Below are 16,395 nucleotides of genomic sequence, written 5' to 3'. Positions count from 1 at the left end.
CGCTCAGGAAGCGCCCAATGGATGTTGCCGCCGTCAAAGAACATTGCAGCCGCTACCCCGGCGCCTCTTCGAAGTTGTTCGGGCCGCCTGGCAACGTTCTCGCCTACTCTGTCGGCGGCAAACAGTTCGCCTATTTCAAGACCAGTGAGCCGGAGAAGTGGCGCTTCAGTATCTGCGCCACCCCAGAACGCTTCCTGGAGTTGACGGACGTCCCTGGCATCAAGCCAGCCCGTTATATGGCCAGGTTCCGTTGGGTCACAATCGTGGATGTCGGCACAATTCCAGCCGATTACCTTAAGGAGCTTATTGCATGGTCCTATACCAAGGCGCTCACGAGCCTTCCAAAGCGGCGGCAAGTCGCTATTGCGGGCGAGCGACCTAACGATTCATTCGAGCCGAACCCGCTTTGAGGTTCGGCTTAATTCAGGCGTAGACATCAATGAGCGCGGAATTTTCTATCTTCATAATCTCCTTGGCCTTTACCGTGTACTTCTGTATCGCGACCTGCGCCGCGCATCGCTCTTGGAAGGCATTCTGGATAAGCTTCAGTATTGCCTTCTTCGCGTTGTGCGGATTGGCCGCATCCCACACAGACCATGATCTCCCAACACATGGCCTGCCCGAACTGGCTCTGCTCATCTTATTTGTTGCTTTATTCTTTTCCACGGGTTTAGCTTGGCTATGCTCTTTCATAGCAATCAAGGTATTCAGCAGCAAACTTGATGCCCGATCATTCATTCAAGCCGAACCCACCTCCAGGGCGGCTTAATTCAGGCGTTAGGCCTCATCCATAGACCATCGCAGATTGGATTAACCGCATGGAAGCAGACGAAAAATCCAAAGGACCAGCTTCTTACTTTCCTTCGATCGAAAAGACTTATGGAAAGCCCGTGAAGCACTGGCTCGGACTCCTCGATCCGGTACGGGACAGGAAGCACATGGAGCAGGTCGCCTTTCTCAAGTCCGGACATCGGATCGGACGCGGCCGCGCCAACGCGCTTGTCGCCCACCACCGTGCGCAACAAGAGGCCTGACAATCCATTCAAGCCGAAGCTGCTTCGCGGTCGGCTGTGTCGGATGCCAGGGCTCTGTCGCAGCATTGGTCGCGCCGCCAGCCCAAAAATGATCAAAGCAAGAATGACCAACCCACAAGGGAGACAGCATGAAAACGACATTCATCGCGGCGCTGGCTGTCGCCATGCTGCAAGTCACGCCGGCATTCGCCGCGTCGCCGGCCGAATCACCATTGGTGGGTCAATGGACTCTGGACGTGGATACCTTGCCGATGCCGCCCGAAGCGCGGCCAAAGAGCGTCCATCTCGATTTCCGCGATGCGCCTGGCGGGAAGTGGACGACCCACGTCGAGATAATCGACCAGAACAACAACAAGATGCTCACCCAGTCCACGCTGTCTCTGGACGGCACGCCCGGGCGGGCTTCCGGCACCTACTGGGTCGATGTTCTCGCTGCAAAAATGCCCGCCCCGAACGTCCTCGTAATGCAGATCGTTTATCAGGGAGTTCCAAGATCCACGCGGGTCTTTTCGGTGGGCGCGGACCGCGGGGTCTTGACCGAGACCGAAACGTATTTCAAAGAGGATGGAACTCCCATGCAGCGGACCGCGTTCTTTTCCCGCGTGGCGGACGAGCCCTGACAATTCGTTCGAGCCGGGGCCGCATCGTCAACTCTCGCAGCTGTTCTGTATCGACATCCGGTTCTTGCGGCTGAATTCCCGCGTACGCGCGCGTTAAAGGCGACTGTCGTCCCCGGCGCGGAGCCCGGGCTTCCGATTGCATTCGTGGCAGGCGACGCAATGACGGGCACGGCCATCGGTTTCCGCAAGCACGTGATCCACCTATCCGGGCCCGACCGGGTCGCAGGCGCGCCTGCCTGGATCCGACGATTGATTCGAGCCGACCCACTCCACCAGCCGGCCCGATCCGGGCGCAGACCGAAACGGAATCGCCATGGCCCATCCGCCATTACTTCCAGCACCCGGCTTTCGTGGCCGCAGGGTTTAAGGTGGGTTGGACCTCCGGCCCGGGAACAGGGAACGCCATGACTTCGCTGAAGGCTCCGGCTATTCGCGAGACGATCTCATGACCAATGAAAACAAGGTCAGCAGGCTGGCGGGGCTGTTGTACCTCATCGTCGTGGCGACAGGCATCTTCAGCCTGGCCTACGTGCCTTCGCAGATCAACGTGACGAACGACCCGACCGCGACGGCCGGCAACATCGTCATGCACGAATCGTTGTTCCGGTCCGGCATCGCCAGCTTCATGATCGAGCAGGTCGCGTTCCTGCTGTTGCCTCTGGTTCTTTTCCGGTTGTTCCGTTCCACCAGCCCGACCGCCGCCGCGCTGATGGTGGCGCTTGCGGTCGCGGGCGTGCCGATCGCGCTGGTCAGCGTGGGCCATCGGCTGGACGCGCTCGCATTGTTGACCGACGCCCGTTTCGGCCAGGCATTCGCTCCCGATCAGCTGCAGGCCATGGCCAAGCTGTCGCTCGAGGCGTACGGCAACGGACTTCTGGTCACCCGCCTGTTCTGGGGACTGTGGCTGCTTCCCTTCGGCTATCTGGTGCTGAAATCCGGCTTCCTGCCGAAACTCCTGGGCCTCCTGCTGATGCTGGGTTGCCTTGGTTACATGGTCAACGTGTTCGGGGAGCTGTTGGTTCCGCATTACTCCGACACGCTGGTCTCGAACTATGCGGGCTTGCCTGCCGCGGTCGGTGAGATCGGCACCTGCCTCTGGCTGCTGCTGGTGGGAGCACGGCGACCCAAGACCGGCGCTGCCTGACGACTCGTTCAAGCCTGCCGGCTTGATTTAGACCCTGGATCGATTGTCCGCCTTGACCGAATCCCAGGAAGCAAAACAGTTGCCGATGTAACTACCGGACCGTGTGTCGAACCGTGTTGCGGCACCGCAACATCTATGCTTTAGTCGGGTCTCCGGAGACATTCCAGTAGCGCCGCTTGCGCAGGGTGCGGTGTCGCCGTCACTTCGCCGACCGGCGTGAGCCGGCCGGCCTTATCCGGTGGCAACAAGATGGACCCCAGCAACAGCCAGGGACTCTACGATCCCAACGACGAACGCGATGCCTGCGGTTTCGGCATGGTCGCGCAGCTGGACGACCAGCCTTCGCGTTCGCTGGTCGATACCGCCATCGCCGCGCTGTCGCGCATGACCCATCGCGGCGGCGTCGCCGCCGACGGCCTGACCGGCGACGGTTGCGGCCTGCTGCTGCGCAAGCCCGACGTGTTCCTGCGTGCGCTGGCGAAGGAAGCCGGTATTTCCATCGGCGCGCGCTATGCCGCCGGCCTGGTGTTCCTGCCGCACGATGCGGAACAGGCCGCGCAATGCCGCGGATATCTCGAGGAGGAATTGCAGCGCGCGGGAACGATGTTGCGAGGCTGGCGCGTGTTGCCCACCGACGACTCGGTCTGCGGACAACTGGCGAAAGACACCTTGCCGCGCATCGAACAGCTTTTCGTCGATGCCGGCGAAGGCCAGGACGACGATGCCTTCTCGCTGGCGCTGTTCCTGGCGCGCCGCCGTGCGGAACAACGCCTGCGCGAGTCGCTGCCGGAAAAGAGCGCCGCCGATTTCTACGTGGTCACCCTCACCCCGCACGCGATCGGCTACAAGGGCATGGTCCTGCCGGACAAGCTGTCCACGTTCTTCCCCGACCTGCAGCGCAACGACCTGGCCGCGAGCGCGGTGGTGTTCCACCAGCGCTTCTCCACCAACACCCTGCCGCGCTGGCCGCTGGCGCATCCGTTCCGCCTGCTCGCCCACAACGGCGAGATCAACACCATCGAAGGCAACCGGCGCTGGGCGCAGGCGCGCAGCAAGGTGTGGAAGACGCCGCGCTTCGACATCGCCGAATTCGATCCGGTCATCTCCATGCACGGTTCGGATTCGCAAAGTCTCGACAACATGCTGGAGTTGCTGGTCGCCGGCGGCATGGACCTGCTGCAGGCGCTGCGCATCCTGGTTCCCCCGGCGACGCAGTCGCTGGAATTCAAGGATCCCGACCTGGCCGCGTTCTACGAGTTCTACGGCCTCAACACCGAACCGTGGGACGGTCCGGCCGGCATCGTCGCCTGCGATGGGCGCTATGCCGCATGCATGCTCGACCGCAACGGCCTGCGCCCGGCGCGCTGGCTGCTGACTTCCGACCGCCATTTCCTGGTCGCTTCCGAAGCGGGCGTGTGGGAACTGCCGGCCGAACGCATCACCCGCAAGGGCAAGCTCGGCCCCGGCGAGATGATGGCCATCGACCTCAAGCGCGGCGACCTGCTCGACAGCGAGGCCATCGACCGCATCAACCGCGGCCGCGCGCCGTACAAGCAATGGCTGCAGCAGGGCGTGACCTACCTGCAGACCGAGCTGATCGATCCGTCGCTGGTCGAGGAGCCGTTCGACGAGAAGACCCTGCGCAGCTACCACAAGCTGTTCCAGCTCACCAACGAGGAAGTGGAGTTCGTGCTGCGCCCCTTGGCGGAAACCGAGCAGGAAGCCACCGGTTCGATGGGCGACGACACGCCGATGGCGGTGCTGAGCCGGCAGACGCGCCCGCTGTACGACTATTTCCGCCAGGCGTTCGCCCAGGTCACCAATCCGCCGATCGATCCGCTGCGCGAAGACTGCGTGATGTCTCTTACGACCCAGTTGGGCAGGGAAACCAACATCTTCCACGCGGGCCCGGAGACGGTGAACCACGTGATCCTCAACTCGCCGGTGCTTTCGCAGCGCAAGTTGCGGCAGTTGTTCAAGATGCAGCCGTACGACCGGAAAAACCGGCTGCTCGACCTGTCTTATTCGCACGAGGAGGGGCTGAGGGCCGGCATCGAGCGCATCTGCGCCGAAGCCGAGCAGGCCGCGCGCGACGGCATCGTCATGCTGCTGCTGAGCGACCGCTATCCGGTCGCGGATCGGCCTATGGCGCATGCGCTGCTCGCCACCGGCGCGGTGCATCATCACCTGGCCCGCGTCGGCCTGCGCTGCGACGTCAACCTGATCATCGAAACCGGCACCGCGCGCGACCCGCACCACATCGCCTGTCTACTCGGCTTCGGCGCGACCGCGGTGTATCCCTACCTCGCCTACCAGACCCTGTTCGACCTGGGCCGTCGCGGCATCCTGCAGTTGAAGAAGGGCGGCGAGCAGGCGCAGATCGGCCGCAGCTACCGCAAGGGCATCTACAAGGGCCTGTCCAAGATCATTTCCAAGATGGGCATCTGCACGATCAGCAGCTATCGCGGCGCGCAGCTGTTCGAGATCGTCGGCCTGGAACCGGAGGTGGTTGGACTTTGCTTCCCGGACACGCCATCGCGCATCGGCGGCGTCGGCTTCGCCCGCCTCGACACCGAGGCGCAGCAACTGACCGGGCGCGCCTGGAACGAGCTGCAGGCGCCGGAAGTCGGCGGCCTGCTCAAGTACGTGCATGGCGGCGAATACCACATGTACAACCCGGACGTGGTCATGGGCCTGCAGCGCGCCACCCGCAGCGGCGATGCTGGCGACTGGCAAAAGTACGCCGACGCGGTGAACTCGCGGCCGCCTTCGGCGCTCCGCGACCTGTTGCAGTTGCAGCCCGCCGCCGCACCGATGCCATTGGACCAGGTCGCCGACGCCAGCGATCTGTTCCGCCGCTTCGACACGGCCGCGATCAGCCTGGGCGCGCTGTCGCCGGAAGCGCACGAGGCGCTGGCCGTCGCCATGAACCGCCTCGGCGGACGCAGCAACTCCGGCGAAGGCGGCGAAGACCCCGCGCGCTACGGCAGCGACAAGCGCAGCAAGATCAAGCAGGTCGCGTCGGGACGTTTCGGCGTGACCCCGGAATACCTGGTCAATGCCGAGGTGCTGCAGATCAAGGTCGCCCAAGGCGCCAAGCCCGGCGAAGGCGGCCAGTTGCCGGGACACAAGGTCAACGAGATGATCGCGCGGCTGCGTTACGCCAAGCCGGGTATCGGCCTGATCTCGCCGCCGCCGCACCACGACATCTATTCGATCGAGGATCTTGCGCAGCTGATCTTCGACCTGCGCCAGGTCAATCCGTCCGCGCTGATCTCGGTGAAGCTGGTTTCGCATGCCGGCGTCGGCACCATCGCCGCGGGCGTGGTGAAAGCGGGCGCGGACCTGATCACCATTTCCGGCCACGACGGCGGCACCGGTGCGAGTCCGTTGAGCTCGATCCGTTATGCCGGCGTGCCGTGGGAACTGGGCGTGGCCGAATCGCACCAGGCCCTGGTCGCCAACCAGTTGCGCGACCGCACCGTGCTGCAGACCGACGGCGGCTTCAAGACCGGGCTGGACGTGGTGAAGGCGGCGCTGCTGGGCGCGGACAGTTTCGGTTTCGGCACCGCGCCGATGATCGTGCTCGGCTGCAAGTACCTGCGCATCTGCCACTTGAACAACTGCGCCACCGGCGTGGCGACGCAGGACGAATTCCTGCGCGCCAAGCACTTCACCGGCCTGCCGGAACGGGTGGAGAACTTCTTCCGCCTGCTGGCCGAGGAAGTGCGGCAGTGGCTGTCGTATCTGGGCGCGCGTTCGCTCGACGAGATCGTCGGCCGCACCGACCTGCTGCGGCAGATCGAGCTGTCGCCACGACCGGGAGTGAACGTGGACCTGTCGCGCCTGCTCAAGCACGTACACCAGGACACCGGCCACTGCGCGGGACAACGCCTGTACGAATCGCCGGACAGCCTGGCCACGCAACTCGACGGGCTGATGGCCAAGCCGATCGCGGAGAAAACCGGCGGCGAGCAGCGTTTCCTGATCCACAACACCGATCGCTCGATCGGCGCGCGCCTGTCCGGCGCCATCGCCCGCGCGCACGGCAACCACGGCATGGACGAGGCGCCGTTGAACCTGCGCTTCCGCGGCACCGCCGGGCAGAGCTTCGGCGCGTTCAACGCCGGCGGCCTGCTGATGGAACTGGAAGGCGAAGCCAACGACTACGTCGGCAAGGGCATGGCCGGCGGCCGCCTGGTGGTGCGTCCGCCGCGCGGCGCGCGCTTCGAGGCGCGCAACACCGCGATCCTCGGCAACACCTGTCTGTATGGCGCCACCGGCGGCGAGCTGTTCGCCGCGGGCCGCGCCGGCGAACGCTTCGCGGTGCGCAATTCCGGCGCGCTGGCGGTGATCGAGGGCGCCGGCGACCACTGCTGCGAATACATGACCGACGGCATCGTCATGGTCCTGGGCCGCACCGGCCTGAACTTCGGCGCCGGCTTCACCGGCGGGCTTGCGTATGTCCTCGACCTGGATCGCGATTTCGTCGACCGCTACAACCACGAACTGATCGACATCCACCGGATCTCGCCGGAGGGCTTCGAGAGCCACCGCCAGCACCTGCACAAATTGATCACTCGCCACCGCGAACTGACCGGCAGCATCTGGGCGCAGCAGATCCTCGACGAATTCCGCGACTACGTCGGCAAGTTCTGGCTGGTGAAGCCGAAGGCGGCGAGTCTGGAGTCGTTGACGGAATCGTTGAGGAGAGCGGCGTGATGCGAGGAACGAGTGGAGAGGAACGAGGAACGAGTGTGGGCCGCTCGAATTCCTGCAGATCATGGCGATGCCCGCTCCTACTCGTTTCTCGTTCCTCTCCACTCGTTTCTAGTTGCACACCCCTATGAGCCGCAAACAAGTCTTCCAGTTCGTCGAACTCCCCCGGCAGATGCCCCAGCGCATCCCGCTGGAGCTGCGCACGTCCGGCGACTGGGGCGAGATGTACGGCAAGTTCGCGCTGCCCGAGGCCCAGCACCAGGCCGGGCGTTGCCTGGATTGCGGCAACCCTTACTGCAGCTGGAAGTGCCCGGTGCACAACGCGATCCCGCAATGGCTGCAGCTGGTGCAGGAGAACCGCATCGACGAAGCCGCGGCGCTATGCCACACCACCAATCCGCTGCCGGAGATGTGCGGCCGCGTGTGTCCGCAGGACCGGTTGTGCGAAGGCAGCTGCACGCTGGAGGACGGCTTCGGCGCGGTCACCATCGGCGCGGTGGAGAAATACATCGTCGATGCGGCGCTGGAAAAAGGCTGGCGTCCGGATTTGAGCGATGTGGTCGCGACCGGCAAGCGCGTGGCGGTGATCGGCGCCGGTCCGGCCGGCCTTGCCTGCGCCGACGTGCTGGCGCGCAATGGCATCGCCGCGGTCGTATTCGACCGTTACGAACAGATCGGCGGGCTGATGCAGTTCGGCATCCCCAGCTTCAAACTGGAGAAGAGCATCATCGCGCGCCGCCGCGAGGTGCTGGAAGGAATGGGCGTGGAGTTCCGCCTGGGCGTGGAGATCGGCAAGGATCTGTCCATCGAGGAACTGCTGTCCGAATACGACGCGGTGTTCCTCGGCACCGGCGCGTACCGCTACACCGATGGCGGGCTCGCGGGACAGGACCTGAAGAACGTGCTGCCGGCCTTGCCGTTCCTGGTCCAGAACGGACGCATCGTCGGCGGCAACGATCCCTGGGGCCGGCCGATCGCGGGCTGGGAGGATACGTTGACGCTGCCCGACCTCAACGGCAAGCGCGTGGTCGTGCTTGGCGGCGGCGACACCGGCATGGACTGCGTGCGCAGCGCGATCCGCCTGGGCGCCGCGAAAGTCACCTGCGCCTATCGCCGCGACGAAGCCAACATGCCCGGCTCCGCGCGCGAAGTTGCCAACGCGCGCGAGGAAGGCGTGCGCTTCCTGTTCAACCGCGCGCCGCTGGCGATCGAAGGCGACGACGAACAACTCGTTGGGGTGCGCGTGGTCGAAACCAGGCTGGGCGAGCCCGATGCGCGCGGCCGCCAATCCGCGGTTGCCATCGAAGGCAGCGAATCGCTGCTGGAAGCGGACGTGGTCATCATCGCCTTCGGTTTCTCGCCGACGGTGCCGGAATGGCTGGCCGCCCAGGGCGTGGAAGGCAGCCCGAACGGACGCATCATCGCCGGTGGCGACGAACGCCTTCCCTTCCAGACCACGAATCCGAAACTGTTCGCCGGCGGCGATGCCGTGCGCGGCGCCGACCTGGTGGTGACGGCGGTGGCCGAAGGCCGCGACGCGGCCAACAGCATCGCCCAGCTGTTGCTCACCTGACCCATGTAGGAGCGGGCCTTGCCCGCGATGCTTTTCGTTATGCCTCCCGCGAAAGCATCGCGGGCAAGGCCCGCTCCTACGGGTTTCCGCCGGTACCGCGTAGAATCGCCGGCCCCGCGCAGGCTTCCTCCCCCCATGAGAATCGGCATCGACTTCGGCACCAGCTATTCGGCGGCGGCCGCGCGCGTGGGCGACCGGCTGCAGCACATCCAGTTCAACGGGCTGCCGCAGTTCCGCACCGCGGCGTTCTTCCCCGTCGCCCTGCCAGACCCGGCCGATTTCCGCCTGACCCGCGAGTTGGAAGGCGAAGTGGCGGTACTGGTGCGTGCGGCCAAGGCGGAACAGACCCGCAGCGGGGCGATGCCGCGCAGCGAGGCGCAGCTGTATCGCGATGCGGTGCAGGTGGTGCGCCGGCAGTGGCTGGAAGCGCAGGTGAAGGAAGCCGAGGATTCCGCAGCCGATCTCGACGACGCGGTGTTCGGCGAGGAAGCCATCGACCGTTACCTGCTGGAAGGCAGTGGCCACCTGGTCCAGTCGCCGAAGTCGATGCTCGGCTACGACCTGCTGCCGCGCGCGCGCCAGACCATCACCGGCATCGCCGCGCAGATCCTGGAACACATCCGGATGGCGGCCAGCGAGCAGTTGGACATCGACGTGCGCCTGGCCACGATCGGGCGACCGGTGCAGTTCCGCAGTTCGCTGGGACCGGAAGGCGGCGAGCAAGCGCTGGACATCCTGGCCGAGGCGGCGCAGATCGCCGGTTTCGAGGCCGTGGATTTCCTGGAAGAACCGGTGGCCGCGGCGCTGCACTACCACGCCGGCAGCGATACCCGTCATTCCACGCTGGTGGTGGACATCGGCGGCGGCACCACCGACATCGCCCATGCCCACGTCGGCGGCAGCGAGATGCCGGTGATCCATCGCGCCTGGGGCCTGCCCAATGGCGGCACCGACGTGGACCTGGCCCTGAGCATGGCCCAGTTCATGCCGCTGTTCGGCCGCGGCGACACCCGCGTGCCCGCGCATCATTTCGTCGACGCGGCGATGGTCCAGGACATGCCGCGCCAGCGCGCGTTCCACAAGCGCGATTTCAGCGAAGTCCCGGCGCCGTACAACGGCCGCCTGCAGGCGCTGCAGCAGGACGGTGGCACCACGCGCCTGTATCGCGGAGTGGAAACGATGAAGATGCGGCTCAGCGAACACCAGGCCAGCCGCCACGAACTGGATTACATCGATGCGGCGTTGTCGGTCGCGGCCAGTCGCGCCGACCTCACCGCCGCCAGCGTGGATTTCCTGGGCAGGCTGGCGCGCTTGCTGCAGGAAGTCGCGGCGGAACTGGCGATGCCGCCGGACAGCGTGTTCCTGACCGGCGGCATGTCGCGCGCGCCGTATGTGCAGGCGGTGGTCCGCGATGCGTTCCCGCATGCGCGCCTGGTGCACGGCGATCCGTCGCTGGGCGTGGTTTCGGGGCTGGCAAGCCACCTGTAACCCTCTTGCGGGCGGGGTAGGAGCGGGCCTTGCCCGCGATGCTCTTGCGCGGCGCGCAGGAGCGCCCCTTGGGCGCGATGCTCTTCGTCATGCCACCCGCAAGAGCATCGCGCCCAAGGGGCGCTCCTACGGGCGACAATATCGCCATGTCCTCGAACCCACCCCGCCACTTCATCCGCGACCTTTCCCTTTCCGCCATCGCCGCCGGCTTCGTCACCGTGCTGGTCGGCTTCACCAGTTCGGCGGTGATCGTGTTCCAGGCCGCGCAGGCGCTGGGCGCGTCGCAGGCGGAGATCAGTTCATGGATGTGGGCGCTCGGCCTGGGCATGGGCATCACCTGCATCGCCTTGTCGCTGCGCTACCGCATGCCGGTGGTGACCGCCTGGTCGACGCCGGGCGCGGCGATGCTGATGACCAGCAGCGCCGGCTTGCCGTTGTCCGATGCGATCGGCGCGTTCGTGCTGTCGGCGCTGCTGATGGCCGCGGCCGGTTTCTCCGGCGTGTTCGAACGCATGCTCGGGCGCATTCCGGTGTCGTTGGCCTCGGGCATGCTGGCCGGGGTGTTGCTGCGTTTCGGCCTGGATGTGTTCGTTGCCATGGACACGCGGCCGGGCATGGCCCTGACCATGTTCGTGGTCTATCTGCTCGGACGCCGGCTGATGCCGCGCTATGCGGTCATCGTCACCTTGCTGGTCGGCATCGCCTTCGCCATCGGCCAGGGACTGCTGCGCACCGGCGATCTGCAACTGGAGCTGGCCCGGCCGGTGTTCATCATGCCGACGTTGTCGCTGGCGGCGGTGTTCGGCATCGCCCTGCCGTTGTTCATCGTCACCATGACCTCGCAGAACGTGCCGGGCGTGGCGGTGATCCGCGCCTCCGGTTACCACGTGCCGATCTCGCCGGTGATCGGCTGGACCGGCGTGGCCAACGTGCTGCTGGCGCCGTTCGGCGCCTACGCCCTGAACCTGGCCGCGATCACCGCGGCGATCTGCATGGGCCGCGAAGCGCACGAGGATCCCGACCGCCGTTATGTGGCAGCGATGTCGGCGGGTTTCATCTATGTGCTGGTCGGCCTGTTCGGGGCGACGGTAGCCGCCTTGTTCGCGGCGTTCCCGAAGGAACTGGTCATGGCCATCGCCGGCATCGCCCTGTTCGCCACCCTCGGCAACAGCCTGGCCGCGGCATTGCGCGAGGACGGCGATCGCGAACCGGCGTTGATCGCGTTCCTGGTCACCGCCTCGGGGCTGACTCTGTTCGGCATCGGTTCCGCGTTCTGGGGCCTGCTCGCCGGCGTGCTGACCTTGCTGGTGTTGCGCTGGAAGAAATGAATCAACCTTTCCTGTGGGAGCGACGTCGGTCGCGAGCTCCGAGGTTTTCCTTTTTTGTTGCGCGAGGCCTTGGGGATCAGAAACTCGCGCCCATGGGCGCTCCTACAGAGGTCTTGGCCGGCATCGATGCGTTGGCATTGGCTTCAGCAATGTCGACGGACCGTGAGTTCATGCGCGAGTGCATTGCGCGCACGCACACTCCACGCTCCCTCGAATGCAGGAGCAATCCATGCGCAACTTCAAGCACAATCTGATTGCCGCCACCACCGTTTCACTGATGCTCGTCTCCGGCGCGGCCATGGCGCGGCAGCATGCTTCCGTCGACACGATGACCGAACCGCAGGTGCGCGCCCTGTTGACCGAGAAAGGCTATACCCGCATCGACGACCTCGATTTCGAGGATGGCGCCTGGGAAACCGACGCCACCAGCGCCGACGGCAACCGCGTCGACGTGCGCGTGGATCCTGCCAGCGGCAGGATCTTCGCCGAGGCCCTGGTCTCGACGCTCAGCGAGGACGACGTAAAAGCAAAGCTGAGCGCCGAAGGTTACTCGAAGGTGCACGACGTCGATTTCGATGACGGCGTGTGGAAGGCCGAGGCCGAACGCGAGGACGGCAAGAACGTGGAGATCCGCCTGGATCCGAAGGACGGCAGGATCCTGCACGTCGAGAATGATTGAATGTTGAAGTAGATGGAAAAAAGGAAGGCCGCAGCGATGCGGCCTTCTTTTTGGGTGTTGCGACCGATGGCGTAGGAGCGACGTGAGTCGCGACTGAAAGAAAAAGCTCGCGACTCGCGTCGCTCCTACAAAGGCGAGACCTCGATGGTTTGCCGCAGCGTATGCGTCTCGCCCGGCGCAAGCTCGATTACATCCTCTCCCGCATTGGCCGCTTCCAGGCAGACGAAATGGCGCCAGCCATCGGCCGGCGCATCGCCGATCGCAGCGATGCCCTGTTCGCCCGGATTCCAGACCACCAGCGAACGACTGCCCGAGGTCTGCAGTTCGATGCGACGACGCAGCACCGGGTCGTGCAGGACGTAACGGCCACCAGCGCGACGGTAGATGCGGTCGCAGCGACCCGGATCGCGCAGGCTCCATGCGCCGGCCTGCAGGTATTCGCGACCGTCGTATTTGTCTGCGTAGGTCAAACCCTCCAGACCGCCGACCTGCACGCGTTGCGCATCGCCGACATGGAAATAAGTGTGCAGCGCCTGGGTGAACGCCACCGGCGCGGTCCCGGTGTTGCGCGTGGTCAACGACTGGGTCAGGCCGCGGCCGACGCGCAGGGTCTGGGACAGCCGCAGCGGCGTGCCCGCGTGTTCCGGCAGGGACAGTTCGATCGTGGTTTCGCCGTCCGACCCATTCGTTGTCTCGACCAGCGTCCATGCCGTATTGCGTGCGAAGCCGTGCTGCGGGACATCGTCCGTCTGGCCCTGGCGACCGAAGTACGGCCAGCACACCGGGACCCCGCCACGGATCGCATCAGGCGCGCGCTTGCTGTCGGGCGACAGCCACAGCAGATCGACGAATCCATCCGGCACATAGGACAACAACTGCCCTCCATGCAGCGAAAAGGCCGCGGTGGCCTGCGGCGTGCGGATCAGCAGCGCGGGCAGGCCCAGGAATTCGCCTTCATCCATCGATGCCATCCGCGACGCCCTTCAATGCGACTGGCGCGGGCGTCTCGCGGGCGAACCTCCAGCCGACGAGGAACGCGCCGAACAACAACAGCGCAGCCAGGAACCATGCCGCGCCCGGCAGGTGCACCGGCGCCCGTTCGCTGATGAACAAGCCGAAGGTGCCCGCGAACGCCAGCGGCGCGAACACTCCCGCCAAGCTGACCAGGCTCATCAGCGCGCCCTGCACCCGGCCTTGCGCGCCGGCATCGACCTGGCGCGTGATCAGCGATTGCGTCGCCGGCCCGGCCACGCCCCACAACGCGCTGATCGGCAATCCGATCAGGAACATCCATCCCGCTTCGGCCAGGCCATAGATGCAGAAGCCGGCCACGCCGCAGGCCAGCCCGAACAGCAAGGCGCGGCGTTCGCCCAGCTTCTTCACCAGCGGACCGATCAGGCCAGCCTGCACGATGACGCTGCACACGCCGACGATCGCCAGCACCCAGCCGACCTGCAACTCGGTCCAGCGGTACTGGTATTCGGCGAACAGCACGAACACGCTCGGATACACGTAGTGGGCGAAGTTGGCCAGGAACACCACCGCCGCCAGGCCGAACACCTGCGGATATTTCTTCAACAGCACCAATGAACCGACCGGGTTGGCATGCGCCCAGTCGAAGCGCGCGGTGCGCCTTTCCTTCGGCAGCGATTCGGGCAGCACGAACCACCCGTACATGAAATTCAGCAATGCGAGCCCCGCCGCGAACCAGAACGGCGCGCGCAGATGCCAGCTGCCGAGGAAGCCACCAAGCGCCGGGCCGATGATGAAGCCGAGCCCGAACGCCGCGCCGATCATGCCGAATGCCTTGGCCCGCTTCTCCGGCGCGGTGACGTCGGCGATGTAGGCGTTGGCGGTAGTGAAACTGGCCGAGAAAATGCCGGAGAAGATGCGCGCTACCAGCAGCCACGGCAGCGACTGGGCCAGCGCCATCAGCACGAAGTCGATGCCCAGCCCCAGGCAGGACAGCAGGATCACCGGGCGTCGGCCATAGCGGTCGGATAGCGTGCCCTGGATGGGCGAACTGAAGAACTGGATCAAGGCGAACAGAAAGCCGAAGATACCGATCCACCAGGCGGCCTGCACGTAATCGCCGCCGGTGAACTGGCGCACCAGCCCCGGCAGCACCGGGATGATCACGCCGAACGACAGCACGTCGATCAGCACGGTGACGAAGATGAAGATCAGCGCGGCGGTGCGCTTGTTCGCGGGCTTGGAGTCTGCGTTCACGGTAGGACGGGTCGACAGGGGTTGCGCAGTTTAGCGGGTGCGGGTCGCGGACGCTTCGTCAAAGACAGGGAAAGGCTTGGCTCCCCCCTCTCCCTTTACGGGAGAGGGAAAGGCGCGCAGCGCCGAGGGAGAGGGTTCGGCTTTTGATCCTGGGCGTCATCATCTTTCCTCCCGAACCCGGAACACCCGGCGCAATCGAAAACATCCTCGCTCCGTTCCCCTCTCCCGCCGCGCAAGCGCGTCGATCTCTCAGCTCTGCACACCCTGCGGGCGCCACGAGGGGAGAGGTGGGTCAAGCCAGCAGCTTCTCCCCTCTCCCTTTATGGGAGAGGGAAAGGCGCACAGCGCCGAGGGAGAGGGTTCGGCTTTTGATCTTGTTCGCCATCATTCTTCCTCCCGAACCTGGAACGCTCGACGCAATCGGAGATATCCTCGCTCCGTTTTGCCCTCTCCCGCCGCGCAAGCGCGTCGACCTCTCAGCTCTGCACACCCTGCGGGCGCCACGAGGGGAGAGGTGGGTCCTATCGCGTCTCCCTTGCTTCCAGCCGGCGAAGTATTTCCTCAAGCACCAGATCCTTGCGCTGCAGCACATCGTGATTCCAGAAGCGCAATACCTGGAACCCCTGCGCTTGCAGCCACTCCGTACGAGCCTCATCGCGTACTTGCATATCCACGTGTTGCCCACCATCCACCTCGATGATCAACTTCTGTGCGAAACACACGAAATCGACGATGAAATTGCCGATGGGTTTCTGGCGCTTGAACCTGTAGTCGGCTAGCCGGCCTGCGCGTAGTTGCCGCCAGAGCGTGGACTCCGCCTCGGTGGGCAAATGGCGCATGCGCTTGGCATGGATGAGCAGCTTGGTTTTGTCTTGCATGAGACCTCCCTGTCTCTACTCCCCTCTCCCTGGCCGCCTGCGGCGGCCTGTCCCTCTCCCACAATGGGACTCAACGCTTGTTGTTGACCTCGATGAAGCGCAGGAACTCGGCGCGGGTGCGGGCGTCGTCGCGGAAGCTGCCCAGCATCTTCGAAGTGACCATGCTGACACCGCGCTTGTGGATGCCGCGGGTGGTCATGCATTCGTGCGCGCCTTCCACCACCACGCCCACGCCCAGCGGCTGCAGCACGTCCTGGATGCACTTGGCGATCTGCGCGGTCATCTTCTCCTGCACCTGGAAACGGCGGGCGTAGGTCTCGACCACGCGCGCCAGCTTGCTGATGCCGACGACCTTGCCGTCGGGCAGGTAGCCGACATGGGCGCGGCCGATGATCGGCGCCATGTGGTGCTCGCAATGGCTCTCGAACTCGATGTCGCGCAGCACGATCATCTCGTCGTAACCGGCCACTTCCTTGAAAGTGCGTTCGAGGAATTCGCGCGGATCCTCGTTGTAGCCGCTGTACCAGTCGCCATAGGCATCGACCACGCGCCGCGGCGTGTCGAGCAGGCCTTCGCGGGTCGGGTCTTCGCCGGCCCAGGCCAGCAGCGTGCGGACCGCCGCTTCGGCCTGGTCCTTGGTGGGTTTTTTGGGGGTGTCGCTCATCGGATCTGCTTCCCTGTGGGGACGCGCATCGTAACCCAG

14 protein-coding genes are annotated in these 16,395 nt (G+C 65.1%); 9 read left to right on the top strand and 5 right to left on the bottom strand.

Going from position 1 to position 16,395, the window contains the following annotated elements:
• Positions 1 to 17 precede the first annotated feature (17 nt).
• Positions 18 to 410 carry an MmcQ/YjbR family DNA-binding protein gene (locus CSC74_RS07285; RefSeq protein WP_162313792.1) on the top strand — a complete coding sequence of 131 codons (393 nt, stop codon included), beginning with the start codon at positions 18 to 20 and terminating at the stop codon, positions 408 to 410.
• 13 nt (positions 411 to 423) lie between these two features.
• Here the strand turns inward: CSC74_RS07285 and CSC74_RS07280 are convergent, their stop codons facing one another.
• Positions 424 to 738: a hypothetical protein gene (locus CSC74_RS07280; protein ID WP_162313791.1), complete on the bottom strand. Its 315-nt coding sequence runs from the start codon at positions 736 to 738 to the stop codon at positions 424 to 426.
• A gap of 80 nt (positions 739 to 818) precedes the next feature.
• On the opposite strand from CSC74_RS07280, the gene CSC74_RS07275 reads away from it, so the two are divergent.
• From CSC74_RS07275 to CSC74_RS07240, 8 genes are all read left to right on the top strand, one after another.
• Positions 819 to 1,034 (top strand): DUF4287 domain-containing protein, encoded by a 216-nt coding sequence (locus tag CSC74_RS07275; RefSeq protein ID WP_162313790.1) that lies wholly within the window; start codon positions 819 to 821, stop codon positions 1,032 to 1,034.
• Between the two features lie 152 nt (positions 1,035 to 1,186).
• The gene (locus tag CSC74_RS07270) at positions 1,187 to 1,654 is read left to right on the top strand and encodes a LuxR family transcriptional regulator (RefSeq protein ID WP_162314248.1); all 468 of its coding nucleotides are present in this window, start codon (positions 1,187 to 1,189) and stop codon (positions 1,652 to 1,654) included.
• 445 nt (positions 1,655 to 2,099) lie between these two features.
• A complete protein-coding gene (locus tag CSC74_RS07265) occupies positions 2,100 to 2,798 on the top strand; it encodes a DUF4386 domain-containing protein (protein WP_162313789.1) in 699 nt (232 codons plus the stop codon).
• A 249-nt stretch (positions 2,799 to 3,047) separates the two neighbouring features.
• Positions 3,048 to 7,520 carry a glutamate synthase large subunit gene (gene gltB, locus CSC74_RS07260; RefSeq protein ID WP_162313788.1) on the top strand — a complete coding sequence of 1,491 codons (4,473 nt, stop codon included), beginning with the start codon at positions 3,048 to 3,050 and terminating at the stop codon, positions 7,518 to 7,520.
• A gap of 124 nt (positions 7,521 to 7,644) precedes the next feature.
• Complete coding sequence (locus tag CSC74_RS07255) at positions 7,645 to 9,090, top strand: FAD-dependent oxidoreductase (RefSeq protein ID WP_162313787.1); 1,446 nt, start codon at positions 7,645 to 7,647, stop codon at positions 9,088 to 9,090.
• 135 nt (positions 9,091 to 9,225) lie between these two features.
• Positions 9,226 to 10,578 (top strand): Hsp70 family protein, encoded by a 1,353-nt coding sequence (locus CSC74_RS07250; protein ID WP_162313786.1) that lies wholly within the window; start codon positions 9,226 to 9,228, stop codon positions 10,576 to 10,578.
• A 146-nt stretch (positions 10,579 to 10,724) separates the two neighbouring features.
• On the top strand, positions 10,725 to 11,906 hold the full coding sequence (locus CSC74_RS07245; protein ID WP_162313785.1) for a benzoate/H(+) symporter BenE family transporter: 1,182 nt from the start codon (positions 10,725 to 10,727) through the stop codon (positions 11,904 to 11,906).
• A 229-nt stretch (positions 11,907 to 12,135) separates the two neighbouring features.
• A complete protein-coding gene (locus tag CSC74_RS07240) occupies positions 12,136 to 12,585 on the top strand; it encodes a PepSY domain-containing protein (RefSeq protein WP_162313784.1) in 450 nt (149 codons plus the stop codon).
• A 125-nt stretch (positions 12,586 to 12,710) separates the two neighbouring features.
• On the opposite strand, the gene CSC74_RS07235 is transcribed toward CSC74_RS07240, so the two are convergent.
• From CSC74_RS07235 to folE, 4 genes are all read right to left on the bottom strand, one after another.
• Entirely contained in the window at positions 12,711 to 13,547 is an 837-nt protein-coding gene (locus CSC74_RS07235; protein ID WP_246193037.1) for a D-hexose-6-phosphate mutarotase, read from the bottom strand.
• Entirely contained in the window at positions 13,540 to 14,814 is a 1,275-nt protein-coding gene (locus CSC74_RS07230) for a TCR/Tet family MFS transporter (RefSeq protein ID WP_425501439.1), read from the bottom strand. Before CSC74_RS07230 ends, CSC74_RS07235 begins: the two co-directional genes overlap by 8 nt.
• Positions 14,815 to 15,335: 521 nt before the next feature.
• On the bottom strand, positions 15,336 to 15,692 hold the full coding sequence (locus CSC74_RS07225) for an endonuclease domain-containing protein (RefSeq protein ID WP_162313782.1): 357 nt from the start codon (positions 15,690 to 15,692) through the stop codon (positions 15,336 to 15,338).
• Between the two features lie 70 nt (positions 15,693 to 15,762).
• Positions 15,763 to 16,356, bottom strand: a complete 594-nt coding sequence (gene folE, locus CSC74_RS07220; protein WP_162313781.1) for a GTP cyclohydrolase I FolE — start codon at positions 16,354 to 16,356, stop codon at positions 15,763 to 15,765.
• Between the last annotated feature and the right edge of the window lie 39 nt (positions 16,357 to 16,395).

It is taken from the genome of Pseudoxanthomonas yeongjuensis (assembly GCF_010093345.1).
In the GTDB taxonomy this organism is placed as follows: Bacteria; Pseudomonadota; Gammaproteobacteria; order Xanthomonadales; family Xanthomonadaceae; genus Pseudoxanthomonas_A; species Pseudoxanthomonas_A yeongjuensis.
The sequence above is the reverse complement of the archived record's forward strand: the minus strand, read 5'-3'. Positions and strand labels throughout refer to the sequence as shown.